General features: G+C 63.9%; 21 protein-coding genes. 10 read left to right on the top strand and 11 right to left on the bottom strand.

What is annotated here, in order from left to right; all coding sequences use genetic code 11:
• The first annotated feature begins 143 nt into the window (after positions 1-143).
• Positions 144-1004 carry an urea carboxylase-associated family protein gene (locus ACFFP0_RS10420; RefSeq protein WP_377260062.1) on the top strand — a complete coding sequence of 287 codons (861 nt, stop codon included), beginning with the start codon at positions 144-146 and terminating at the stop codon, positions 1002-1004.
• 127 nt (positions 1005-1131) lie between these two features.
• On the opposite strand, the gene ACFFP0_RS10415 is transcribed toward ACFFP0_RS10420, so the two are convergent.
• The 5 genes from ACFFP0_RS10415 to ACFFP0_RS10395 form a co-directional block, all read right to left on the bottom strand.
• Positions 1132-2418 (bottom strand): saccharopine dehydrogenase family protein, encoded by a 1287-nt coding sequence (locus ACFFP0_RS10415; protein ID WP_377260060.1) that lies wholly within the window; start codon positions 2416-2418, stop codon positions 1132-1134.
• 35 nt (positions 2419-2453) lie between these two features.
• Positions 2454-3554: a carboxynorspermidine decarboxylase gene (locus tag ACFFP0_RS10410; RefSeq protein ID WP_377260140.1), complete on the bottom strand. Its 1101-nt coding sequence runs from the start codon at positions 3552-3554 to the stop codon at positions 2454-2456.
• Between the two features lie 73 nt (positions 3555-3627).
• Positions 3628-4170 (bottom strand): transcription elongation factor GreAB, encoded by a 543-nt coding sequence (locus ACFFP0_RS10405; RefSeq protein ID WP_377260058.1) that lies wholly within the window; start codon positions 4168-4170, stop codon positions 3628-3630.
• Between the two features lie 218 nt (positions 4171-4388).
• Positions 4389-4784, bottom strand: coding sequence for a nucleoside diphosphate kinase regulator (rnk, locus tag ACFFP0_RS10400; RefSeq protein WP_377260056.1), 396 nt, complete (start codon positions 4782-4784; stop codon positions 4389-4391).
• Positions 4785-5151: 367 nt separating this feature from the next.
• Complete coding sequence (locus tag ACFFP0_RS10395) at positions 5152-5733, bottom strand: TetR/AcrR family transcriptional regulator (RefSeq protein WP_377260054.1); 582 nt, start codon at positions 5731-5733, stop codon at positions 5152-5154.
• Positions 5734-5806: 73 nt separating this feature from the next.
• Here ACFFP0_RS10395 and ACFFP0_RS10390 point away from each other — a divergent pair, with 73 nt between their 5' ends.
• Positions 5807-6727, top strand: a complete 921-nt coding sequence (locus ACFFP0_RS10390; protein WP_377260052.1) for an alpha/beta hydrolase family protein — start codon at positions 5807-5809, stop codon at positions 6725-6727.
• A 12-nt stretch (positions 6728-6739) separates the two neighbouring features.
• On the opposite strand, the gene ACFFP0_RS10385 is transcribed toward ACFFP0_RS10390, so the two are convergent.
• The 6 genes from ACFFP0_RS10385 to ACFFP0_RS10360 form a co-directional block, all read right to left on the bottom strand.
• Positions 6740-8389 carry an ABC transporter ATP-binding protein gene (locus tag ACFFP0_RS10385; RefSeq protein WP_377260050.1) on the bottom strand — a complete coding sequence of 550 codons (1650 nt, stop codon included), beginning with the start codon at positions 8387-8389 and terminating at the stop codon, positions 6740-6742.
• Entirely contained in the window at positions 8386-9309 is a 924-nt protein-coding gene (locus ACFFP0_RS10380; RefSeq protein WP_377260048.1) for an ABC transporter permease, read from the bottom strand. Before ACFFP0_RS10380 ends, ACFFP0_RS10385 begins: the two co-directional genes overlap by 4 nt.
• Complete coding sequence (locus tag ACFFP0_RS10375) at positions 9309-10316, bottom strand: ABC transporter permease (protein WP_377260046.1); 1008 nt, start codon at positions 10314-10316, stop codon at positions 9309-9311. Before ACFFP0_RS10375 ends, ACFFP0_RS10380 begins: the two co-directional genes overlap by 1 nt.
• 101 nt (positions 10317-10417) lie before the next feature.
• Positions 10418-12010, bottom strand: a complete 1593-nt coding sequence (locus ACFFP0_RS10370; RefSeq protein WP_377260044.1) for an ABC transporter substrate-binding protein — start codon at positions 12008-12010, stop codon at positions 10418-10420.
• A gap of 31 nt (positions 12011-12041) precedes the next feature.
• Positions 12042-12722: an AroM family protein gene (locus tag ACFFP0_RS10365; RefSeq protein WP_377260042.1), complete on the bottom strand. Its 681-nt coding sequence runs from the start codon at positions 12720-12722 to the stop codon at positions 12042-12044.
• 175 nt (positions 12723-12897) lie between these two features.
• On the bottom strand, positions 12898-13854 hold the full coding sequence (locus tag ACFFP0_RS10360; protein WP_377260040.1) for an AroM family protein: 957 nt from the start codon (positions 13852-13854) through the stop codon (positions 12898-12900).
• Positions 13855-13999: 145 nt separating this feature from the next.
• Between ACFFP0_RS10360 and ACFFP0_RS10355 the strand changes: the two genes are divergently transcribed.
• From ACFFP0_RS10355 to ACFFP0_RS10320, 8 genes are all read left to right on the top strand, one after another.
• Complete coding sequence (locus ACFFP0_RS10355) at positions 14000-15079, top strand: S-methyl thiohydantoin desulfurase family protein (protein ID WP_377260038.1); 1080 nt, start codon at positions 14000-14002, stop codon at positions 15077-15079.
• Positions 15076-16650 carry a hydantoinase/oxoprolinase N-terminal domain-containing protein gene (locus ACFFP0_RS10350; protein ID WP_377260036.1) on the top strand — a complete coding sequence of 525 codons (1575 nt, stop codon included), beginning with the start codon at positions 15076-15078 and terminating at the stop codon, positions 16648-16650. Before ACFFP0_RS10355 ends, ACFFP0_RS10350 begins: the two co-directional genes overlap by 4 nt.
• A gap of 310 nt (positions 16651-16960) precedes the next feature.
• Positions 16961-17437: an RNA polymerase sigma factor gene (locus tag ACFFP0_RS10345; RefSeq protein ID WP_377260034.1), complete on the top strand. Its 477-nt coding sequence runs from the start codon at positions 16961-16963 to the stop codon at positions 17435-17437.
• Positions 17438-17556: 119 nt separating this feature from the next.
• Complete coding sequence (locus ACFFP0_RS10340) at positions 17557-18531, top strand: FecR family protein (protein WP_377260032.1); 975 nt, start codon at positions 17557-17559, stop codon at positions 18529-18531.
• 133 nt (positions 18532-18664) lie between these two features.
• The gene (locus tag ACFFP0_RS10335; protein WP_377260029.1) at positions 18665-21340 is read left to right on the top strand and encodes a TonB-dependent receptor; all 2676 of its coding nucleotides are present in this window, start codon (positions 18665-18667) and stop codon (positions 21338-21340) included.
• Positions 21341-21445: 105 nt separating this feature from the next.
• Complete coding sequence (locus ACFFP0_RS10330) at positions 21446-22255, top strand: calcium-binding protein (RefSeq protein WP_377260025.1); 810 nt, start codon at positions 21446-21448, stop codon at positions 22253-22255.
• Between the two features lie 17 nt (positions 22256-22272).
• Positions 22273-24129, top strand: coding sequence for a type I secretion system permease/ATPase (locus ACFFP0_RS10325; protein WP_377260022.1), 1857 nt, complete (start codon positions 22273-22275; stop codon positions 24127-24129).
• Entirely contained in the window at positions 24116-25429 is a 1314-nt protein-coding gene (locus ACFFP0_RS10320) for an HlyD family type I secretion periplasmic adaptor subunit (protein ID WP_377260019.1), read from the top strand. The genes ACFFP0_RS10325 and ACFFP0_RS10320 overlap by 14 nt, the downstream gene beginning before the upstream one ends.
• The last annotated feature ends 382 nt before the right edge of the window (positions 25430-25811 follow it).

The raw sequence follows: 25811 nt of genomic DNA, 5'->3' as shown, positions 1-25811 counted from the left end.
TGGCTAAGCAAAACTTGGCCGATGGGCAAGAACGTTCCCGGTTGCCTGGATGCCGTCCGGCCATGAGAATGGCCCGGAAACATGCTCATTCAAGGCCCGCCGGATGCGCTCCGCCGGCGAGGGAAGATCAGAGAGACCGAGAGATGCAGAATATTCCAGCCGTCCCAGTTCCCGCCGATGCCGATGAGCGGCGGCGGAAACCGCCTGTGGTGGTCTACCCGGTGGAGACGCTCCCGCCGGCGGATCTGGGCTTGCTCGCGAGAGCGAGGCAGAACCTGACCAAGGTCGGGGAAGTCATCGTCCCGCCACGGGATGCGCGCGCCTTTCGCGTGCCGCGGGGACATTTCTTCCGCATCGTCAGCATCGAGGGCGCGCAGGTCGGCGACCTCAATCTCTGGAATGCCGGCGATCTGTCCGAACGTTTCTTCAGCGGAAAGACGCGCGCCCTGCACGCCACCCATGTCGGCACCGGCGACAGGTTGTGGAGCACCCTGCCTTGCCTTCGCCCCATGGCGACGATCACCCACGACACGCTCTCCTGGTATGGCTGGGACGAAGACGGGGCCGGCGTTCACGACGTCATCGGCACGCGCTGCGATCCCTACACGAACCGCCTGCTGAAGGGCGGCGACTACCATCACTGCTGCCATTCGAACCTCACCCGCGCCCTGGCCGCGGAGAAGGGGATGTCCGTTCGGGAGGCCGAGCCCCATGTGCATGACGTGTTGAACGTCTTCATGTGCACCGGTTTCACACGGGATACGCATCGGTATTTCATGAAGGCGAGTCCCGTCCGTCCGGGGGATTTCATCGAGTTCTTCGCGGAAATCGACCTGCTCGGCGCCCTGTCGGCATGTCCGGGGGGAGATTGCAGCGCGACCCATTCGAGCGATGTCGCCGCGTGTTATCCGCTCAAGGTGGAGATCCTGCGCCCGGATGCGGAGAGCCTTGCGGGCTGGAACCCTCCGGAGGTGAATCCCTATCCTCGGACGCACGGGTTCTGATCGGCGGAGTTCGGCAAGGACCGCCCGAGTGGGCGGTCCCCGGTTCGTTTCAGAAAGCGGGGGCGGGATTTCAATCGGGAACCGCCCCGGCTTTTCGGCATTCCACGCGGCGAAATGCCCCGGCCTGTCACTCGGCCGCGACGGCGCCTCCCGCGCCATTGCCGGCGGCGGCGGTTTCGAAGTTCAGCGGCCGCTCGCCGTTCTCGTCGCGGATATAGGTCTGCAGGCCGATCCTGTTCAGGATGTCGAGGAAGGGTTTGGGCGGCAGTTCCTCCACGTTCACCATCTTCTTCACGTCCCATTCGCCGGTGGCGACGAGCATCGCGGCGGCGACCGGCGGCACGCCGGCGGTGTAGGAAATGCCCTGCGAGCCGACTTCGTCGTAGGCTTGCCTGTGGTCGGCGACATTGTAGATGAAGACGGTCCGCTCCCTGCCGTCCTTCACGCCCTTCACGAAATCGCCGATGCAGGTCTTGCCTTCATAGTCCGGGGCGAGCGACGCCGGGTCCGGAAGGCAGGCCTTGACCACCTTGAGCGGCACGACTTCGAGCCCTTCGGCGGTCCTGATCGGCTGTTCGGAGAGAAGGCCGATGCTTTTGAGCACGGTGAACACGTTGATGTAGTGATCGCCGAAACCCATCCAGAAACGGACGTCCGCGCCGTCCATGTTCCTGGCCAGCGAATGGACCTCGTCATGGCCGCAGAGATAGGCCCGCCGCGTGCCGACCACCGGCAGGTCGTAGTCCTTGCCGATCTCGAACATCTTGTTCACCTGCCACTGGCCCTTCTGCCAGGAGTAGACGACGCCGGTGAATTCGCGGAAGTTGATCTCCGGGTCGAAATTGGTGGCGAAATACCGGCCGTGGCTGCCGGCGTTGATGTCCACGATGTCGACGTCCGTCACCTTGTCGAGGTAATCGTCCTTGGCAAGGCGGGCATAGGCGTTGACGACGCCCGGATCGAAGCCGGCGCCGAGGATGGCGGTGATGCCCTTCTCCTCGCACTCGGCGGCGCGCTTCCATTCATAGTTTCCGTACCACGGGGGCGTCTCGCAGATCTTGTTCGGCTCTTCGTGGATGGCTGTGTCGATATAGGCGACGCCGGTGTCCATGCAGGCGCGCAGGACCGACATGTTGAGGAAGGCCGAACCGACATTGATGACAATCCCGGACCCGGTCTTGCGGATGAGCGCCTTGGTCGCCTCGATGTCGAGCGCGTCCAGCGCGTGGGCTTCCAGGACGCCCGGCTGTTTCATCGCCTTCTTCTCATGGACGCTTGCGACGATCGCATCGCATTTCGCCCTGGTGCGGGAGGCGATGTGGATGTCCCCCAGGACATCGTTGTTCCGGGCGCACTTGTGCGCAACCACTTGGGCGACGCCGCCGGCGCCGATGATGAGGACATTCTTCTTCATGGTGGAGGATATCTCCTTCTATCCGGTGTTCAGCCTCAGGAGAGGCTCTGTTCATAGTCCGCGTAGGTGAATTCGCGGACCGTTCGAATGCTGCCGTCGAGTTCCTTGATGGCGATTGCCGGCATCTTCACGCCATTGAACCAGTTCTTTTTGACCATGGTGTAACCGGCCGCATCCTGGAACGAGATGCGGTCGCCAACCTTCAATTCCCGCTCGAAATCGAATTCGCCGAAGATGTCGCCGGCGAGGCACGACTTGCCGCAGACCATATAGCGGTGCGGCCCGGCATTCGCAAACATCTTGGCGTTCTCGCGATAGATGAGGAGATCGAGCATATGGGCTTCGATCGAGCTGTCGACGATCGCCAGATGCTTGCCGTTGTAGAGCGTGTCGAGAACGGTCGTCTCCAGCGTGGTCGACCTGGTGATGGAGGCTTCGCCGGGCTCCAGGTAGACCTGCACGTCATATTTGTCCGAAAAGCCCTTCAGGCGGTCGCAGAAGGCGTCGAGGGGGTAGTTCTCGCCGGTGAAATGGATGCCGCCGCCAAGGCTCACCCAATCGGCCCGTGAAAGAAGTGCGCCGAACCTCTCCTCGATCTCGCCCAGCAGGCGGTCGAACAGGCCGAAATCGCCGTTCTCGCAATTGTTGTGGATCATGAAGCCGCTGATGCGGTCCATCGCCTTTTCGACCTTTGCGACATCCCATTCGCCGAGGCGGGAGAAGGGGCGGGCGGGATCGGCGAGATCGAAGCTTGAGGAGCTCACCTGCGGATTGAGCCGCAGGCCCCGGACGATGCCGGACGCCTTGTCCGCGAACCGTTCGAGCTGGCTGATGGAGTTGAAGATGATCTTGTCCGCATGGCCGACGACCTCGTCGATCTCGTAATCCGCATAGGCGACCGAATAGGCGTGAGTCTCCTTGCCGAAGCGCTCGTGGCCGAGGCGGACCTCGTTGAGCGACGAGGAGGTCGTTCCATCCATGTATTCGTGCATGAAATCGAAGACCGACCAGGTCGCGAAGCATTTGAGCGCAAGCAGCGCCTTCGCGCCGGACCTTTCGCGGACATGGGCGATCTTCTCCATGTTGCGCAGGAGCCTGGCCTTGTCGATCAGGTAATAGGGGGTCTCTAGCTGCATGTTCTCTACTTTTTCGTCTTCCATCCTGTCATTCTCATTCGCGTGCCATCCTTCCGCCGGGGCTGACGCGCCCTCAGGCCGCGCTCGGGCCCGGATCGTCGTCCGGGTCGAGCCGGGACCCCGGTGTCGCGCGGACAGGCCGGGGCCGGAAGCTGATCACGTTCCCGGAAACGTCCGGGGCATTGCGCCGGATCGGCCCGTTCAAGGGGGCGTATGTCCTCGCCTGGGCCTCCGGCTGGGAGACGATATACTCAATCTGCAACGTCTGATGAACACCTGGACCGATCTCGATATCGATCGAACTTTTCTCCGCAAGACCGAGAAGCGCCAATCCCTCGAGCGTGTGTACGGACAGGGCGAAGGAGGGCAGGTCGGCGGCCTCCCCCTCCACGATCAGGTGCGACCCGGTTCGAACGCCATCGGCGACGTAGACGAACCGCGTGTTGACCGTGACCACGTTCGGCGGAATGTCGTCACGCAGATAGATGGCGCTGTCGCGAACCTTTCGTTCGAGCAGCTTCAGGTAGGGTCCGTAAGTTCCTTGATGCCGCTCCAGTATGGTCTGGAGAAGGGAATGATCCTTGGCCGTCAGGTGGAAATGAGGCTCCATCGCCATGATAATCTCCCGCGGAAACGGTCTCGCCGTTCCGGCGCCAGTCTGTCTTGGTCGGTCGGGTTTTATCCCCTGGTCCGGATGTTTCGCGGACCAGGGGTCAGGAGCCTGCTATCAGCGAGCCTGCATGAAGGTGAAAACAGCCGGGAGACCGGACGCACGGGCGTCCGGGCCTGGCCCCGTTCGCGGGCATGCGCCCTGAAGGCGATATCAGGCCCGGCCTAGGCCGCGGCATCTGAACCCTCCTCGACCGAGACGATCGTCATGAGATGCTGCCGCCCGTCATTGGCGACGAAATCGATGGTCTGGCCAACCGAGAGCCCGAGCAGCGCCGTGCCGACGGGCGTCAGGATCGAGATCCTTCCCTGCGCGATGTCCGCGTCGACGGGATAGACGAGTGTCACGCGGCGCGGCGGGTCTCCCCCGGTGCGGTATTCGACCGTCGAGCCCATCTGCACCGTGCCGGCCGGAATGGCCGCGTCGTCGGCGACGGACGCCCGTTCGAGTTCGCCGACGAGTTCTTCGGCAAGATCCGGGTTGCGCTCCATCAGCCCGTTTGCGAGCCGCATCAGTTTGCCGTGGTCCGTTTTGCCCACGACGATTTCGGATCTGATCATCTGCATGTCCTTGTCTGGCCGCGGCGGATTCCATGCGATGGAAGCCGGCCGGTGCCTGGTTCAACATCGACCATGCGCCGGACTGGACGGCGTGGCCGGCTGGAAGAATTGTCGGGTGAGTTGCACGTATCCCCGTCCCGGGGATTTCCGAGCCGGGGCCGTTATCCCGCGATGGGGAAGGGCCGGAACATATGATCGTACGTGCGTGTCGTCATGGGGCTAAGGTCGGTTCAAATGGCGTGGTTGTCAAGTCTCGGGCGTCGCGCATCGACAGGGGAAGGACCTGTCCGTCCAATCGACGGAAGCCCCGCCGCCCCGTGAAACAGACCTGTCCGTGACGGGGAAAAGCCTGCGGCAGGCGGTTTTCCTATCCCGGCAGCCGGCCGCGAACCAGTTGCGCCGCGGCGTGTCCGGCATCCTCCATATAGCTCGGATCGCGATGGAGCAGGACGACGGAAAATGCGCCGTCCAGGAGCAGGACGACCTGCCGTGCGAGTTGCCGAGCGTCCTTGCCGGTGCCGGCTTCCTCGAAGATCGATGAGAACCAGTCTTCCACGCGTTTCTTGTGGGCGCGTCCGATCGTCATGGCCGGATGGCCGGGAAGGTTGATGAGTTCCACGGACGTCCGCAGGAAGCCGCAGCCCTTCCATTTCGGATGCCGGGCCGAGCGGCCGAGATTGCGGAAAATGCCTTCCACCTTCTCCGCCACGTCCCCTTCGGTCTCGGCAAACCAGCGCTTGAAGAGGGCAAGGTTCGGCTGGTCGCGGGTGTCGAGATAGGCCGCGATCAGGTCGTCCTTGCTCCTGAAGTGGTAATAAAGGGTCCGCTTGGTGAGGCCGGCCTTGTCCGCCACGGCATCGACGCTCACGGCGCGAATGCCCTCGGCATGAAAGAGCTTGCCGGCGGCCTCTATGATGCGCTCGCGCGTCGGAGGGGTTTGTTTGGCCATGGCACTATGTATACCGGCTAGTGAATATACACAACGCTCCCCGCTTCCTATCATCGCCGGCATGACAGACGCCATGCTTCACATATCGCCCGACGAGGGAGAGCCCGTCGAACTGTCCTGCCGGGACGGCATCGCGCTCGGCGGCCGGTTGTGGATGGCGGGGGCGGGCGGCTTTCATGGCAGCGTCGTCATCAATCCCGCCACAGGGGTTCCGGCCCGCTACTACCACCGTTATGCGCGGTTCCTCGCAAGGCACGGGTTCGACGTACTCACCTACGATTATCGCGGCATCGGCCTCTCGCGGCCCGAAAGCCTGCGGGGCTGCGGTTATCGCTGGCGGGACTGGGGCGAGCGCGATTTCGATGCCGCCGTCCGTTTCATGCATCGGCGCAGGCGGGGCGGGCCGCTGATCGTGATCGGGCACAGCATAGGCGGCTTCCTGCCGGGGCTTGCCGAAAGCGCGCCGCTGGTCGACCGCATGCTGACGGTCGGAGCGCAATACGCGTGGTGGGGCGATTATGCGGCGGGCCGCCGTCTCGGCCTGTTCGTGAAATGGCATGTCGTGATGCCGGTCGCCACGGCCCTCCACGGCTATTTTCCCGGCCGTCGGCTTGGCTGGCTGGAGGACCTGCCCGCCGGCGTCGCCAACGAATGGAGTTTTCGCGGGCGGCGCTTCGAGCGCAGCCATCCGCGCCGCGAGAGAGCCGCCGTGCTTTACCGGATGGCGGCGGTGACGGCGCCGATCCTCGCCATTGCGGTGTCGGACGACGAGATCGGCACAGAAAAGGCGGTCCGCCGCACGCTCGGTTATTATACCGGGGCGTCGCGAACCGCCGTGTTGCTCCGGCCCGGCGACTACGGCCGGCAGGCCATCGGCCATTTCAACCTGTTTCATGACAGCCATGCCGCCGGCTTCTGGCTTGACACGCTGCTCTGGCTGCGCGACGGCCGCAATCCATGGCCGGGGCGGACGGTCGGTTTGAGCCGACCGTGACGGCAGGTCGCTCTAGCCCTGCAGGCTTGCCGCCCGCGAGGTCTTGCGTCCGCTTTCGATCAGCGTGCGCGTATATTCATGCCGGGGCGACAGGAATATCTGCTCGGTTTCGCCTTCTTCCACGATGTCGCCGCGCTTCATGACGATCGTCCGGTCGCATATCTGCCGGATGACCGCCAGATTGTGCGAGATGAAGACGTAGGTCAGGTTGAGTTCGGCGCGCAGTTCCTGAAGGAAATCCAGAACCTGCGCCTGGACCGAGATGTCGAGTGCCGAGGTCGGCTCGTCAAGGATCAACAGGCGTGGATTGAGCGCGATGGCCCGGGCAATGCAGACGCGCTGCTTCTGGCCGCCGGAAAGCTCGTGCGGATAGCGGTACTTGAACAGTTTCGGCAATTGCACGATATCGAGCAGCGCTTCCGTGCGGGCCTCGATATCGCCGCGGCTCATGGCCGTCTGGATGCGCAGGGGCTCGCCGATCGCATCGCCGATCGTGTGGCGGCCGTTGAGCGCCGAATGCGGGTTCTGGAAGACGAACTGCATGTGGCGGCGCATCTGGCGGAGCGGTTCGCCGTCAAGTCCGGTGATGTTGGTGCCGTCGAAGATCACGTCGCCGGATGTCGGCTCGATCAGGCGCAACAGCATGCGCGCCAGCGTCGATTTACCGGACCCGGATTCGCCGACCACACCGAAGATTTCGCCGGTCCGGACCGAGAGACTGACGGCGTTGACAGCTGTCAACTCCGAGCCGGACTGGCTGCGATAGACCTTGGTGAGGCCGATCGCTTCCAGCAGCGCGCCCGGTTTCGGCGTTTCCGTCCTCGTCGGCTCCGCCGGGGCTCTTTCGACGGCGGTGTCGATATCCGGCACGGCCGCGAGCAGGCGGCGGGTATATTCGTGCTTCGGCTCCCGGAGGATGTCGCTCGTGAGGCCCTGCTCGACGATCTCCCCCTTGTACATGACCGCGCAGCGTTTCGCGACGGTCGCGATCGCTCCGATGTCGTGGCTGATCATGATCACGGTCAGGTTCAGTTTCTCGACCAGCGAGTTGATGAGATCGAGCACCTGCGCCTGGACCGTCACGTCGAGCGCCGTGGTCGGCTCGTCGGCGATCAGGATATCCGGCTTGCCGGCGAGCGCCATGGCGATCAGGATGCGCTGGCGCATGCCGCCCGAGAGCTGGTGCGGATACTGGTCGAACAGGCGCGAGGGGTTCGGCAGGCCGACCTGGTCGAGCAGTTCCTCCGTCCTGGCGCGCCGCGCCGCCTTCGATGAAACGCCCTGGCCGGCTGCCTTTTCATGAGCGGCGATGACGTCGGAAATCTGCCGCCCGATCGAGAAGAGCGGGTTCAGATAGGTCATCGGGTCCTGGAAGATCATCGAGATGCGGATGCCGCGGATCTTCCTCCAGTCCTTTTCCGGCAGCGAGGTGATGTCCTGTCCGTCGAAGGCGATACCGCCTTCGACGACCCGGGAGCTCTTGGGGCCGATACCGAGCACGGAACGCACCAGCACCGTCTTGCCGGAGCCGCTCTCGCCGACGATGCCGAGCGTGTCGCCGCGGTTGACCGAGAGGTTGATGCCCTTCAGCACATGCACCGGGCCGTCGAAGGTGCCGATGTCGAGCCGGTAGTTGGTGATGTCGAGGAGGGGTCCGGTCATCGGTCGCGGCTCCGGGGATCGAGAATGTCGCGCAGGCCGTCGCCCAGAAGGTTGAAGCCGAGGACGGTGAGGAAGATCGCGGCACCGGGGAAGAGCGAGTACCACCACCAGTCCGGCATGTAGGTGCGGGCGACCGAGATCATCGCGCCCCATTCCGGCGCCGGCGGCTGTGCGCCGAGCCCGATGAAGCCAAGGCTGGCGGCCGACAGGATCGCCATGCCCATGTCCATGCTCATCTTGACGATGATCGGCGACAGGCAGTTCGGCAGGATGTGGTGCCAGAGAATCCAGGGCGTCTTGGCGCCGATCGAGCGGGCCGATTCGACGAAGAGTTCCTCCTTCACGGAAAGCGCCTTGGCTTCCACCAGGCGCACATAGCCCGGCCACCAGACGAGCGAGAGCGCCAGCACGCAGTTGGTGATGCCGGGGCCGAGCGCCGCGACGATCGCCAGCGCCAGCGCGAGGCCCGGCACGGCGAGGAACAGTTCGGTGACGCGCATGATGACCGCGCGCGGCCAGCCGCCGCGATAACCGGCGACGATGCCGAGCGGCACGCCGATCAGGGCGGCGATGCCGGTGATGATCAGGCCGATCCAAAGCGAGGTGCGGGCGCCCATGATGACCCGGGAGAAGATGTCGGCCCCCATCTCGTCGGTGCCGAACCAATGCGCGCCGCCCGGCGGCATCAGCTTGTTGGCCATGTCGATCGCGCCGCCTGCCGCTTCCGGATAGGGCATGAGCCACGGGCCGAAGGCGGCGAGAGCCAGGAAGACCACCACCAGGCCGAGGCCGAGCATGGACGAAAAGCTCTTGCGGAACATGTGGGCGTAGAGCCGCCACTGGCGGATCTGGCTTTCATGCCGTTCGCGGAAGGAGAGGGGGCGGGAAAGCTCCGCTTCGGACGTCATTGGCGTCGTCATTACGCGTTCCTCAGGCGGGGATCGATCCAGGCATAGGCGAGATCGACAAGGGTATTGGCGACGATGAAGAAGAAACCGATCATCAGGGTGACGCCGACCACCGGCTTGAAATCGGACGAAAGCGCGGAGGAAACCGCATAGAGCCCGATGCCCGGCCAGTCGAACACGGTCTCGACCAGCACGGTCGAGCCGAGCATCCAGCCGAAGCGAAGCCCGATCATCGCAAGCGTCGGCAGCATGGCATTCTTCAGCGCATAAAGCGCGACGATGCGGAAGGAGGCGATGCCGTGCGCCCGCGCCGCGACGATATAGTCGGACTGGAGCACCTCGATCATCTCGGCGCGGTTGACGCGCAGGATGGAGGCGAGGCAGGGGAAGGAGAGCACGATCGCCGGCAGGATGATGTGCCTGAACGAGGTCCAGAACGTGTCCAGGCGCCCTGCCAGCAGGCTGTCGACGAGAAGCAGGCCGGTCACCGTTTCCGGCGGGCGGGTCACCAGCGGCAGACGGCCGGAGACCGGAAGCCAGCCGAGGTCGACCGAAAACATCAGCTGCAGGACGATCCCGAACCAGAAGGCGGGCAGCGCCACGCCGGAAATCGAGAAGATGCGGGTGGCGTGATCCAGCGGACCGTCCTTGTAGACGGCCGAGAGCATGCCCATCGGCACGCCGACGACGATGCCGAGCGCCATGGCGACGAAGACCAGTTCCAGCGTCGCCGGGGCGTAGCGCAGCAACTCTTCCATCACCGGCCTCGTGGTGACGATCGACTGGCCGAGGTCGCCCCTGACGAGGTCGCCCATGTAGACGACGAACTGTTCGGGCAGCGACTTGTCGAGGCCGTATTCGGTGCGGATCGTCGCCACCATGTCCTCGGTGGCGTTCGGGCCCGCGACGAGGCGGGCCGGGTCGCCGGGCGCCACATTGGTGATGAAGAAGGTCAGGGCCGCGATCCCGAGCATCGTCCCGACCAGCGTCAGCAATTTGCGGAAGGCGAATGTCAGCATCGTCTTTTCCGGAGCTATTCTTCAAATTGTGCATGACCCGGGCGGTTGCCGGTCCGGGCCATGCACATATTCTGGCTTCAAGAGGGGATGCGGGCCAGCGGTTATTCGGCCTTGATCCACATCGGGTAGAGGTCGACTTCGCCGGTGAAGCGGACCGGGCTGAACTGAAAGCCCTGCAGGTAGTCGCGATGCGCCCAGCGGCGGTTCTGCAGCATGCCGAAGACTTCCGGCTGGTCGGCCACGATCTGCTTCTGGATCTCGGCATAGAGCTTGGCGCGGTCGTCCCAGCTGGTGGCGGCGCGGGCCTGGTCGATCATCTCCGAAACCTTGGGGTTGTCGTAGAACATCATCGCGTAATACTGACCCCAGCTGTTCTTGTGATACTGGTAGGCGACGGCGTCCGGATCGGTGGAGATCGGCGTGGTGAAGACCGAGGTCATCGCCGGCGACGTCTCGACCTTGGAACCGTTGGCGACCATGTTCGGCCACTGTTCCGGCTTGATCTCCACGTTGATGTTGAGGGCCTTCAGGTTGTCGAGCAGGACGAGGCCGATGCGGCGGGCTTCCTCCAGGCCGGCGACATGCACGTAGGGAAGCGTCAGGCCGCCGTTCGGATAGGCCGATTTCGCCAGGTATTCCTTGGCCTTGGCAAGATCCTTGCGCGGCATGTCCAGAACCGGCGTATAGCCCTTCATGGCATCCGGCAGCGGGCTGGTCTCCAGGGTCGCGGCGCCGTTGTAGACCTGGATCAGCGCATCGTAGTCCAGCGCATAGGCGATGGCCTTGCGAAGGTTGATGTCGGCGGTCGGTCCCTTCTGCGTGTTGAACTTGATGCCGAAGGTCGTCATGCCCTTGTGGTCCTGGATGACGATGCCGGGCACGCGCTTGATCTGGATATAGTCGTCCGGCGTCAGTCCTTCGACGATGTCCGCCTCGCCGCGCTGCAGCGCGGCCTTCTGGGCGGCCGGCTCGCGGATGATCTTGAAGATGACGCCGGCGGGGCGGTTCTTCTCGCCCTGCGGCCAGCCCTTCCAGTAGTTGTCGACGGCCTCGATCTCGTAAAGCACGTTCGGTTCCCAGCGGCCGAGCTTGAACGGGCCGGAACCGGCGGCATGGTCGGTCAGCCATTTCTGGCCGTAGTCGCCGTCCACCTCATGCGCCTTCACCTCGGCCGGATTGACGATGTACCACCAGGGCAGGAAGGAGAGGAAAGGGGCATAGGGAGCCTTGAGATCGAACTTGACCGTATGGTCGTCGACCACGCTGATGCCTTCCGGCGCCAGGAAGTCCTTGAGCATCCAGGCGACGCCCTTGTTGAGCTTCAGGCCGCGCTCGAAGGAATAGCGGACAGCTTCCGCCGTCACCGGATCGCCGTTGTGGAACTTGGCGTCCTTGGTCAGGTGGAAGGTCCAGGTCTTGCCGTCGGCGCTGGTTTCCCACGTCTCGGCGAGCCAGGGCTTCAATTCGGCCGGATCGCCCTCGTATTTCAGCAGCGCGTCATAGACCGACTGCTGGATCATGCGGGTCGACCAGTCGTAACGGATATGCGGATCGAGGACCGGGATCGCCTGGCGGCCGCCGAAGACGATCACGTTGCCCTTGTCGGTGCGCTCGAAGGCGCCGGCCGGCGAGGCGAGCATCGAGGATGCCAGAAGCCCCGCGATTGCGACATTCCTGATGATTTTGCCGAACATGTCGTTCCCTCTCTTTTCGTGTGTTGGCTGTTCAGATCATTTGGCGGACGACGCCCGCGACGACGCGGCGCGACAGAAGGACGGGGGCATCGACGGCGCGGCGGACCTCGTCGAGCATGTCTGCGGAATAGCCCATGCAATGCATGACGATGAGGTCGCAGCCTTCGAGCTGCCTGGCGCGCTCGCCGATATCGTCGCCGGCATAGGGCGAGGCCGAAACGATGCCGTGATCGCCGCTGAAGACATGCCGTTCGTTGAAATCGCGCACCTGCCGTTCGAGCGGCACGATGACACCGAGCTTGCGGGCGGACGCCGCCAGAGCCTCGACCGTCGAGTCGACGATGCGCTGCGCCTCGACGACCAGCGTGTTTTCAAGCGGCTCGATCTTCGTGCCGGTGCACAGCAGCACGATGAGATCGAAGCCCTGCCTGTCGATCTCCTTCAGCAGGAGGTTGAGCTTCTCTTCGGTGCGCGGCTTGGAGGTGACGATTTCCTCGCCGCTTTTCAGCCGCGTCGCGAAGGAATGTTCGCCGTCCTTCGCCCGCATTCCGTCGAGTTCGGACGGGCTCATGCCGTCGAGGACGCCGAACTCGCGAAAGTCGATGCTGCCCTCGGCCGAGCCGATGGCGATCTCTGCCATCATCTCCGGGACGAGGTCCACGCGCGGTGTCTGGCCGATGGTCACGAAGGCGATTCTGGATGTGGAAGGCATGCTTCTGTCTGCTCCCTGCACAGCTTATATGACAGGGAGCCTAGCGCCCGGAAGCGCGCCTTCACTATAGGGTAATGCCCCTAGTCCGACATGATTCTGACATGCTTGTGGCGGTTGTTTTTTAGGCAAACCGAGATTTGAACGCAATTTTATTGCGCAGAAGCCCTCGTCCCGGTCATGGATGGCCGGCGGCGACGACCATGCGGATCAGCGCGTTCGAGGACGTGACTTCCATCTTGCTCATGACGTTGGAGCGGTGGATTTCCACCGTCTTGGGGCTGATGCCGAGCTGGCGGGCGATCGCCTTGTTGGACAGGCCTTCGGCGACCAGCGACAGGACCTGCCGTTCGCGCGGAGTGAGGCGAAGCAGCTTTTCCGTAAATTCCGGGGAAACGCCCGGCAGCGTCACGGGCTGCGAACGATGCAGGAGAAGCCGGATGGCGCTCGCGACGATGCGGCGGGCAAGGACCACCGGCTTGCCGCTCGCCTTCGCGACCATCTGCCGGTCGGTCTCCGTAAAGCTCACGGAATTCAGCACGATGATTTCCGCATCGGCGAGATCGACCAGCGCGCTGGCCAGCAGTTTGCGGTCGCCATCGGTGGCGTAGCTGGCGGAGATCTTGTAGGGGGCCAGCGCCGGGATGTCGAGTTCCTCGATCTGCTGCTGCAGCGGCTGGATGAGGCCGACGGACGAGCCGTGCGCGGCAAGCGAAATCACCGCCGATTCCAGGGCGCGCTGCGCGTTGACGGTGGGGCATGTGCTTTCGAAATCGCGAAACAGGCCGGTGGAAAGGATGACGACCAGATCGAACTCATTGGGGTGGAAGGCGGCGGCGATCTTCGCCATGCGCTCGGCGATGCGCGGCTTGGAGACGACCACGTCGGTATTGTCGGAAAGCCGGGTGACGATGCTCTGCTCGCCCGGCCGCACTTTCAGATCGTCGATCTCCGCCTTGGAAAGCCCGTCCAGCGCGCCGATTTCGAGGGCTTCGATGGGTACGTCGAGATTGGTCAGCATGTCCCCGATGAGATCGGCGCGCGGCGTCTGGCCGACGCTCAGAAACATCACCCGATGGTGCGGTTCAGCGCCTTCCGGCGAGGTCGGGGCCAGCGCATGGGGGCTCTTCGTCATGTGCAGGGAATCGGTCCTTTCGATCGTCAAACCATGATTGTGCCGCCCATGCCCAAAATGCGGGCAAGCTCATTCTAGGGGCAGTCCCCTATAGGCATAATTCCTCAGTCATGGCTAGGTTCTAGCACATTCTTCGGAGGTAAACATGATCCGTGATTTCGAAGCGGGCGAGATCGATCCGCTTGCCGTTGGCGCGTGGATTCTCGGCACCGGCGGTGGCGGCAGTCCCTATCTGGCGCAGCTCAACCTGAAAAAGCTCTACAAGGAGGGCAAGCGCGTCAAGCTCATCGATCCGAAGGCGCTCGACGACGGCGATGCGGTCGCGGTGGTCTCGAAAATGGGCGCGCCGCTGGTCGGTCAGGAACGCCTTGTCGATCCTGCCCATCTTGCCCGCGCCATGCAGCTCATGGAGGAATATACCGGCCGCAGGTTCCGCGCCGTGATGAGCGTCGAGATCGGCGGCGGCAATGCGCTTTCGCCGTTCCTCGCGGCCGCCATGCTGGACATCCCCGTCGTCGATGCCGACGCCATGGGTCGGGCCTATCCGGAAGCGCAGATGACGAGTTTCGCGATCGGCGACCTGCCGATGTATCCGCTGACGCTGGTCGACTGCCGCGACAACGAGGCGATCGTCGCCAAGGCCGCATCCTGGAAGTGGATGGAGCGCATCTCCCGCAAGATCTGCACGGAGGTCGGCTCGACGTCCGCCACCTGCAAGGCGCCGCGCACCGGCAAGGAAGTCAAGGAATGGGGCGTGCTCTACACGGTCACCAAGGCCGTCAGCCTTGGCCGCGCCGTGCTCGACGCCCGTGCGGCCCATACCGATCCGGTGGACGCCGTTCTCTCCCATGAGGGCGGCAAGGTGCTCTTCAAGGGCAAGATCGCCGACGTCGATCGCACCACGACCGGCGGTTTCCTGCGCGGCTCGGCGATGATCGAGGGTCTCGACGGCGACCGCGGCTCGAAGGTGGAGCTCGCCTTCCAGAACGAATGGGCGGTCGCCTTCCGCGACGGCCAGCCGATCGCCATGACGCCGGACCTGATCTGCCTGCTCGATACCGTTTCGGGCGAGGCGATCGGCACGGAGACGGTGCGCTACGGCCAGCGCGTGACCGTCGTGGCGCTGCCCGCGCCGGACGTACTGACGAGCCCCAAGGGCCTGGAGCATGTCGGCCCCCGCGCCTTCGGATATGACCTGGATTTCAAATCGGTGTTTGCAGCATGAAGCGGATCGGAATTGACGTCGGCGGCACCAATACGGATGCCGTGCTCATCGATGGCGAGAAGGTTCTCTCGGCCATCAAGTTTCCCACCACCGCCGATGTGATGCAGGGCGTGGTGAACGCCATCGGCCATGTCGTCGCCGCGCAGGCGCCGGGCGCTTCGCCGGTCGATGCCGTGATGATCGGCACGACCCACTTCACCAACGCGGTCGTCGAGCGCGCCCGCCTCGACCGGGTCGCGGCGATCCGCATCGCCATGCCGGCCGGCGCTTCCCTGCCGCCAATGATCGACTGGCCGGACGAGCTGCGGGACGCCGTCGATCCGCTGTCCTTCATGGTGCATGGCGGCCACGAATATGACGGCCGTCCGCTGGTGCCGCTCGACCGGGAAGAAGTGCGCGATGCGGCGATGAAGATTCGCGACGCGGGCATCGATTCGGTCGGCATCACGGCGCTCTTCTCGCCGCTGACGGCCGAATGCGAGCTGGAAGCCGCCGAGATCGTCCGCTCGGTCATCCCGAACGCCCGCATCACGCTCTCCCATACGCTCGGCCGCATCGGCCTCCTGGAGCGCGAGAACGTCACGCTGCTCAACGCGGCGCTTCAGGGGCTCGGCCGCAAGACGATCGACGCCTTCAAGGATGCGCTGCTGAAGGCGGGCGTCGACGCGCCGTTCTACCTGACCCAGAACGACGGCACGGTGGTGCTGGCCGACGTGGCGGCCGCAAATCCGGTCTACAGCTTCGCGTCCGGCCCCACCAACTCCATGCGCGGCGCTGCCTTCCTGACCGGCCTCAAGGAGGCGATGGTCATCGACGTCGGCGGCACGACCTCGGATATCGGCTGCCTGGTCGGCGGTTTTCCGCGCGAAGCCAACAATGTCGTCGAAGTCGGCGGCGTGCGCACGCTGTTCCGCATGCCGGACCTTCTGCCGATGGCGCTCGGCGGCGGCACGATCATCGATCCGGAAACCCGCAAGGTCGGCCCGCGCTCGGTCGGCTACCGCATCACCGAGAAGGCGCTCGTCTTCGGCGGCGACACGCTGACCACGACGGACGTCGCGGTTGCGGCCGGTCTCGTCGAGATCGGCGACCGCGACCGGGTCAAGCATCTCGACAAGGCGCTTGTGGCCGACCTCCTGAAACGGGTCGAGGCGATGGTGGAGGACGGCGTCGACCGGATGAAGACCTCGGCCGAAGGCGTGAGCCTGATCGCGGTGGGCGGCGGCGCCTTCCTGATCCCGGAAAAGCTGAAGGGCGCCAGCGAAGTGCTGCGCGTCGAGCATGCCGGCGTCGCCAACGCGCTCGGCGCCGCCATGGCGCAGGTCTCCGGCGAAGTAGACCAGGTCTTCTCCGGCATGTCGCGCGACAAGGCCATCGCCGAGGCCGACCGCATTGCACGCGAGCGGGCCGTCGAAGCCGGCGCGGCGCCCGAAACGATCGTCACGCTCGACACGGAAGACATTCCGATCGCCTACCTGCCGGGTGATGCCAGACGCGTGCGCGTGCGCGTCGTCGGCGATATCGCCTTCATGAAGGACGAGAAAAGGCGCGCTGCCGGCAGCCTGCGCTGACCTGACCAGACATCATTTCCTCCCGAGAGAACCGGCGGGTCTTCGGCCTGCCGGTTCTTTTTGTGCGGCTTCCGTTGCGACGTTTCGCCGATAACCCCGGCTGGAAACTGCCTACGCATTCCCATGTTTTTAACATGATAGTTATAGTCATGTTTGTTTGCCAGAAGGTCTCGGCATGATATAGGTCGCGTCGCCGCGGCTCCGGTGCGGCGGATTTGATTGAGATCCGGATGCCGGTCCGGGCGAATATCTTGGCAAAGCGGTACCAAGTGACTTGATGAGCGTCGGGAAAAAAGACGAGCGGTACGAAATGTACCAACAGAATCGCAAAGCGCTTATCGAATACGCGACGCCTCTGCTCGGTTCGCGGGAGGAGGCGGAGGATGTGGTTCAGGATGCCTATTTCCGGTTCGTGCCGGTTTCCCCGGAAGCACCTCTTCCCCCGAAAGCGTATCTTTTCCGGATCGTCCGCAACCTGTCCTTCAACAAACGGTCCCGCAGGAAACGGGAGAATGCCGTGCATTCGGACGACATTCCCTGGTGGGCATTGCCCCAGCCGGTCGAAACCCCCGAAGGCGACCTGATGTTCCGCGAGCAGGTCCATGCGGCGGCGGAAGCGCTGCAAGCCTTGCCGGAAAAGGCAAGGCTTGCGATGGAAATGTACCGTTTCGACGGTCTGACGCTGAAGCAGATCGCCGAGGCGCTCGATATTTCCATACCCACTGCACATCGCCTGCTGAAGGATGCGATGGCCGCGATCAAGCAACAGATGCAGCGGCGGACATGAAAATCGCCATATCTCGCCGGACCCTTGCGGTTTTCCTGAAAATTCCGCCTCATTCGATTGTCTATAGGCAATGAACGGGAGAATGATGCGCGTGGCACGCGTTCGAAGAGCAGACCGATATGATCCTCGACCCTGACAGGGCCTCCCTCTCCGAGGAGGCGACGGACTGGTTGATACGCATCCGCGAGAATCCGGACGATCCGCAGGTGCGTTCCGGTTTCGAGGAATGGGTTCTGCGCTCGCCCGACCATCGCCGGGAATGGCAGGAGACCTGCCGGATGTGGCAGGCGGCGGGCGAGGCGGGGAGGCCACGGGCCAGGGTTGCGGCGCCAAAGACCCGGCGGCGGGCGTCCCGTGGCGGTATCGCGCCGCGCGCGATCGGCGCGGCGGTCGCCGCCGGAATAAGCCTCTGTCTAGCGGCCCTTGCCGGGCCTGCGATCCTGCTGGGCTTGCAGGCCGATTACCAGACGTCGACGGCGGAGAGCCGGAACGTCACCCTTGAGGATGGCAGCACGGTCCTGCTTGCCCCGGACAGCGCGATTTCCGTCGCCTTCTCCGCCTCCGGGCGGCAGGTGGCCTTGCTGGAGGGCGAAGCCTATTTCGACGTGGCGCGCGACGTGTCCCGTCCCTTCGTCGTCGATGGCGGCGGGCTGAAGGTGGAGGTTCTGGGCACGGCATTCGATGTCCGGATCGGCGGCGACACGACGGAAGTCGCCCTTGCGCGGGGCATCGTGAAAGCGTCGGCAAGCGTGGCGGGCAAGGTCGCGGAGCGCGCGCTTGCCCCCGGCGACGTGGTGATGCTCGACCGCGCGACAGGCGAACTGACCCGTTCGAACATCGCGGTGGCGGATATAGGCGCCTGGCGGGACGGGCGGCTTTACGTGGTCGACCAGACGGTCGAATCGGTCATCGAACAGATCCAGCGTTACCATCCGGCCTGGATTTCCGTTCCGGACCGGGCCCTGGCGCAACAGAAGGTGACGGGCATCTATGACCTCACCGCGCCCGACCAGGCGCTGGGTGCGCTTGTCGATCCCTATGGCGGCAAGGTCCGCAAGGTGTCGGGTTATCTGCGGGTCGTTTCCCGCTTCTAAAAAATATGACAATAAAAATCATGATTTAGGGGAAGTGCCGGAATTTTCCTGAAAATCTGACGAACCCAGTTTGTCTATCGGTCGAAGGCACCCGGAGGGAGTGGTGCCGGCGATCAGGAGAAGTCGGGGCGTTATGGCATTCGGGGCGGTTCGCAGGAACGGAAATCAGCAGGGGCAGGAGAGGGCGAAATACGTCCTCCTATGGACGACGACGGCGGTCGCGGTTCTCCTGGGGGCGCAGAATGCCGCGGCGCAGTCGGCGCCTGCAGGCGATGCGCGGCAGACATCGGGCGAGAGCGCGGCGCGGGATTTCGATATCCGCCAGCAGCCGCTTTCCAGCGCGCTTTCGGCGTTCAACCGCCAGTCGGGAATCCAGATCACCCAGGCCTCCGGCGGCGCGGCCGGCAATGTGACCGTCAATGCGGTCAGGGGCCGGCTGACGCCCCGGCAGGCGCTGGCGCAGATGCTGAACGGCACGGGCATCGGCTACCAGTTCACGAGCAATCGCGCCGCCATCATCGGCGTGCGGCAGTCCGTCGGAAACGTGCCATCCGGAAATGAGGAGACGACGCTCGATCCGATCGTCCTGACCGGCAAGACCGGCCGCAACGCCAATATCGGGTCCGGCTATCAGGGGACGCCGGACTGGGTCTACGAGGAGCCGGCAAGCGTCAGCGTCGTCTCGCGCGAGGCGATCCAGAACCGGGCGGCGCGCAACGCCAACGACGTCCTCGACACGGTGGCGGGCGTGAACACCAACCGCTCGGAAGCGCAGAACCCGGGCATCAGCGTCAATGTCCGCGGCCTGCAGGACCAGAACCGCGTCACCACGACCATCGACGGCGCACGGCAGGATTTTCAGCGGGCGGGTCACGGCGCGAGCCAGCGCGTCTATGTCGACACCTCGTTCATCCGCGCCGTGGAGGTGGAAAAGGGCGCGGTGCCGGGCGTCGGCGGCGCGGGCTCGCTCGGCGGCGCGGTGAACTTCAGGACGGTGACCGCCGACGACATCATCAGGCCGGGTGAGAAATGGGGTGCCGAGCTCAACGCGGAGACGGGTACGAACGCCTATTTCTTCAATGGCTCGGTGATGGGCGCGGTCAAGCTTTCGGACGATTTTTCCGTGCTTGCCGGCCTCAGCCGCAAGCGCATCGGCGACTACGACATCGGCAAGAACGGATCGGTGCTGCTGTTCGACGGCTCGACGACCAATGTCGATGGAAGCATGGTCTTCTCCGGTCTCGAGACATTCGGAAGCCTGCTCAAGATCGAAGGCTCTCCCTCGGACGACTTCACCTTCGATCTCAGCTGGCTCCGCAACGACACGGAATCGAAGCAGGGTGGCCTGACCGGCCTTGGCGAAAGCGACAGGCTGCGCGGCGACGAACAGGATTTCCTCAACAACACCGTCACCTCGTCTTTCCGGTGGGACCCGGATTCGGACCTTGTGGACCTCAAGGGACGCCTCTGGTTCAACAAGATCACCAATGACGAGATCAGGGATTACGAGATCAGGCAGGCCATTTCCTACGGCATGACGAGTTATGGCGGCAGCCTCGAAAACACCAGCCGCTTTGACACACCGCTTGGAGCCCTGAGCCTGAACTATGGCGCCGAGGCATTTACCGACGACGGCGAAACCAAGACGCCACCGATGATAAACGACGACGGGACGGATTGGTCCTATGGCTTCAAAGGTTCAAATCCGAGCGGCCGGCGGTCCATGGCAAGCGGCTTCCTCAATGCCACGCTGGAGCATGAGGACTGGCTCGAAATCAAGGGTGGGTTGCGTTATGACTACTACAATCTGAAGGGGCATACGCTTGTTAGCGGGATCGCCCCCGTTTACGTCGTAACCCCCGGAGTCTGCGGGTACGAGGAGAACGGTGAATGCTTCTGGTGGGACGTTGAGCCCGTCTATGGAGGCGGGGAAAATGTTCAACAGCGGGTGGATGTGGATAAATCGGGAGGCGCGTTTCTTCCGTCCCTGACAGTGGCGGTGAAGCCCTTCGAGGGATTTCAGCCTTTCGTCAGTTACTCCGAAAGCTACCGCCCGCCATCCGTCATGGAAACGCTGATCTCCGGCGGCCATCCCAACCTATTTCCTGTCGAGAATGCGCCGAACCCGTACCTGAAGCCCGAGAAGGGCAGGACCTGGGAGGCCGGCGCCAATTTCTCACAAGACAATCTTCTCTCGGGAGGCGACAGCCTGCGTATCAAGGCGGTCTATTTCCATCGCGATATCGAGGATTATATATCTCTCGGCCGGACCTATTTCGCGCCGCTGGAGCGATACTACTTCACCAACGTCAATCTCGACGGCGACACGACGATGCGCGGCTTCGAACTGGAGGCCAGCTACGACGCCGGCAGCTACTATATCGGCGCCTCGTATACGCATCTGAAGACGGATTTTGCCGATACATACACATTCTCCGGCCCGACCGATGGTCCCGGAAGTCCTTTGCCCGGAGAAAATCCCGCCGTTCCCTCGGTTCTCTTCGTTCCTCCGGAAGACAAGTTCACCCTCGATGCGGGCGTGCGGTTTTTCGACGAGAAACTGGTCCTCGGCGGACGCATCACGCATGTCGGGGACGCGGCGCCAACGGTCGGGCAACTCGCCGGAAATTATCGGACGGAAGCCTACACGGTCTACGATCTCTACGGTTCCTACAGTTTTTCCGAAAACGCCAAGCTCAGGTTCGCGGTGAACAATCTCACCGACGAAGCCTATGTGCCCGCGCTTGGAACATTTGCCTATCCCGCACCGGGGCGGACGGCGACGATCGCCCTCAACGTCAAATTCTAGAGGTGAAAGATGAAGGAGACGGACGAAACGGATTGTCGTGGGAGAAACCCGCGGCACCAGGCCTGATGCCTGGCGAGCAAATACCAACAACCAAGGAGAGTTGTTATGGTTGCGACCATCAATCTAACGAGCGCAAGTGCCAATCTCGTGGGATATCTGAGTGCATGGGCCCAGAATCTCAACTACGTCGGAAACGGGGCCTTCAGCCCGACGGCTGCGCCCTACGACGAATGGGCCGGCGGCAATGTAGGGACGGCCGGAAGCCGGGGTGTCATCCTGGAGGGCGACTTCTCCTATGTTCCTCCGGGTGGTTTCGCCGGCACGGTGGATAGTCTCGACTTCGGCAGGGACCTGACGGGGTCGGCGGCGTCCGGCTTCAATCTGACCAACACCGATCTGTCCATCGATCTTGGCGGGGTCGCGCCCTCGGGTTCGTTCACCGGCGCCATCTATACGCTGACGCACAACCAGAACGCAGCCACCAATCCGCTGGCGAGCTTCACGGGGATCACGACCACCACGGGAACCCAGCCAGGCCTCTTCGACTATCTCGGCGAGGTCGGAACCGTCCAGAACGGCACCACCGGAAATGATTGGCTCTACAGCTTCGACGGGAACGACACGCTGAACGGCGGCGCCGGCCGCGACCGCTTCGTCTTCGATCGTGATATCGACGGCGCATTGTCAGCATCGATCGGTGAAGATACTGTGACCGGGTTCACCGCGGGCGCGAGCGGCGATTTCCTTCGCTTTGCGCTTCAAAGCACGGCGTTCGACACCTTTGCGGAAGTGTATGCCGCCGCGACCCAGGTCGGTTCGAACACCGTGATTGATCTCGGCTCGCTCGGTGAAGTCACGCTCGTCGGCGTCACCAAGACCAATCTGGTTGCCGGCAATTTCGAATTCGTTGCTTGAACACACGGAAGTGAAATTTGTTCGGAACATCCAAGCAGGCACCGTCGCGGCTCAAGGCTGCGGCGGTTGTCCCGGCCTCCAGGCCGGCGATCGTTGGGATAGCCCTGATCAGCGGCGTCGTGAACGTGCTGGCGCTGACCTCGCCGCTGTTCATGCTTCAGGTGTATGACCGGGTTCTCGCCAGCGGCAGCCTGCCGACGCTCGTCGCTCTCGCCGCCCTGGCGATTGCCCTCTACGCCTTTCAGTCCATGCTGGAGATCATCCGTTCGCGGGTGCTCCTGCGCATCGGCGAAAGCTTCGACCACCAGCTTTCCGGTCGGGTCTACAATGCGGTCGTCCGCCTGCCGCTGGAAACCCGCATGCCGGGCGACGGGCTGCAGCCGCTGCGCGATCTCGACAATATACGCGGATATCTGTCCGGCCAGGGGCCGACGGTCTTTTTCGACCTGCCGTGGATGCCCCTCTATCTCGGCATCTGCTTCCTTTTCCACTTCTGGATCGGCATGACGGCCCTGATCGGGGCGGTCGTGCTGCTTGCCATCACCCTTGTCACCGACCGCCTGTCGGTCGGCCCCACGCGGGAGGCGACGGCCCAGGGGACGGCGCGCAATGCGACGATCGAGGCCGCGCGCCGCAATGCCGAGGTGGTCCGGGCGCTCGGATTGCAGAACCGTCTCGAAAACAGATGGCTGCAGGTCAACCTCCGTTATCTTGCCGCCAACCGCCGCGCGGCGGACGTCGCGGGTTCCTTCGGATCGGTCTCGCGCACCTCGCGCATGGTGCTGCAATCGGCCATACTCGGCGTTGGCGCCTGGCTGGTGATAGAGCAGCAGGTCAGCCCCGGCGTGATGATCGCCAGCTCGATCATGATGGGCCGCGCGCTTGCGCCCGTCGATCTTGCGATCGGAAGCTGGAAGCCGTTCCTCATGGCAAGGCAGAGCTGGTCGCGCCTCAAGGATCTGCTGGCGAAGATTTCCGAAGGCGGCGCGGCCATGGCGCTTCCGAAGCCCGTGAGCGAACTGCGCGTGGAGACCGTGACCATCGTGCCGCCCGGCGAGAAGAAGCCGACGGTGGCGGGCGTCGGTTTCGTCGTTCCCGCCGGCAGCGCGCTCGGCATCATCGGGCCGTCCGGTTCGGGCAAGTCGACGCTTTCCCGTGCCATCGTCGGCGCGTGGATGCCGGCGGCGGGCAAGGTTCGCATCGACGGAGCAAGCCTCGACCAATGGGATCGCGATGCGCTCGGCAGCCATATCGGCTACCTGCCGCAGGGCGTCGAGCTCTTCGACGGGACCATTGCGGAGAACATCGCCCGCTTCGAGGAGACGCCGGACCCGGAGGCGATCGTCGCGGCGGCGAAAGCGGCCGGGGTTCATGAATTGATCCTGCGTTTCGAGCAGGGGTATGAGACCCGGATCGGCGAGGCCGGTTCGGCGCTTTCGGCGGGCCAGCGCCAGCGCATCGGCCTGGCGCGCGCGCTCTATCGCGATCCCTTTCTCGTCGTCCTCGACGAACCCAACGCCAACCTGGATGCCGAGGGCGAGGCCGCCGTGATCCGGGCCATCGCTTCGGTGCGCGAGCGGAAGGGGATTGCCGTCGTCGTCGCCCATCGCCCGAGCGCGATCGGCGTCGTCGATCTCGTGCTCATGATGGAAGGCGGGCGGCAGAGGGCCTTCGGGCCGCGCGACGAAGTGCTGTCGCGGGTTCTCAAGGCGGGATCGCCGACCCCTGTTCCGGCTCCGAAGGGCTTTGCGGCGACGGGCTCCGCGGTGACGCCGCTGCGCGTCGTCGCCAGCCCCGCTCACGGCGCGAACGGCAACGGAAGCGGTCCGGAGGCGGACGGCGGCAGGCTGGAGGAAGCAGATGGCAAGCAGTGATGCACGAAGCGACGTTTCCCGCTCCATCCGCCGCCATCTGCTGGCAGGACTGCTTGCGAGCGTCGTGATGGTCGGCGGCGCCGGCGCCTGGGCCGCGTATGCGAACCTTTCCGGCGCCGTCGTGGCGTCGGGGCATTTCGTCGTCGATTCCTACGTGAAGAAGGTCCAGCACCCGACGGGCGGCGTCGTCGGGGAAATCCTGGTGCGCGAGGGCGACGAGGTGAAGGCGGGCGATATCGTCATGCGGCTCGACGCGACGCAGACGCGCGCCAACCTGGCGATCGTCTCCAAGCGGCTGGACGAGCTCTCGGCCCGGCTGGCGCGTCTGGAGGCCGAACGCGACGATCTCGCCTCGATCGCCTTTCCCGAGCGGCTGACGGAGCGGGGCGACGACCCCGACGTGGCCTCGGCGATCCGCAGCGAAACGCGGCTGTTCGAATTCCGGAAGGAATCGCGGGAGGGGAAGAAATCCCAGCTCATGGAGCGCATCGCCCAGTACGAGCACGAGATCGAAGGGCTGAAGGCCCAGGAAACCGCCTATCAGCAGGGCATCGAGGTTCTGGACAGGGAGATCGCCTCCTTGGTGGGGCTGCGGGAGCAGGGCATCGTCTCGGACCAGCGCCTCAACAGCCTGAAGACGCAGGTCGCCACATTCGGGGGCGAGCGCGGCGAGAAGATCGCCTATCAGGCGCAGGTCGCGGGCCGCATCACCGAGACGCGGCTGCAGATCCTGCAGATCGATCAGGACCTGAAAACCGAGGTCGGCCGCGAACTGAGGGAAGTGCAGGCCCAGGTGGGCGAATATGTCGAGCGCAAGATCGCCGCGGAAGACAACCTGAAACGTATCGATATCGTCGCGCCGCAATCCGGCGTCGTGCATCAGCTTTCGGTGCACACCGTGGGCGGCGTCGTCAGCCCCGCCGATCCGGTGATGCTGATCGTGCCGGAGGGCGAGGACCTGGCGCTGGAAGTGCAGATCGCGCCGAAGGACATCGACCAGATCCAGCTCGGCCACAAGGCGGTCCTGCGCATGTCGGCCTTCAACCTGCGCACCACGCCGGAAATCAACGGCCATGTCAGCCGCATCGCCGCCGACCTCACGACGGACCAGCGCACGGGTCTGTCCTACTATCTCGTGCGCCTGTCCCTGCCGCACGAGGAATTGAAGAAGCTCGGCGGGCTGACGCTCGTGCCCGGAATGCCGGCCGAAGCCCTGATCCAGACCGGGGATCGCACCGCGCTCTCCTATCTCGTGAAACCGCTCTCCGACCAGATCAACCGCGCCTTCCGCGAGGAGTAGCGCAGGGGATTTATCCCGCAAAGCCGTTTATTATTATCGTTGATCCGCAGCAGCAGTCCTCCGACCCGGAAGGCTGCCGCGGAAAACCCCTGCGCGCCCATGGGACGCGCGGGGAAGATGCAATGCCCGGCCTTTCCGCCCGGACGGAAATCCACTCCCTGCGGAAGTAACGGATTCGGGGTTTTTCGGACCCGAATCCGTGCCGGGGTTGCGGATGTCCGGTTGAGAATGAAGCCTATTTCCCGCTATGCGGAAAATGATTTCCACTTTTGCATTGCTTTTTACGCGATTCAGGCCTTCCCCGGCCATCCGATAATTGACAATACCTGTACCCCTCTCTATGGTTTCCAAATATGAGAGATTAAATCCCGCATTTCGGGAT

The organism is Neorhizobium puerariae, from assembly GCF_042429745.1.
GTDB lineage: Bacteria > Pseudomonadota > Alphaproteobacteria > Rhizobiales > Rhizobiaceae > Neorhizobium > Neorhizobium puerariae.
This window is presented reverse-complemented; position numbering and strand designations above follow the sequence as displayed.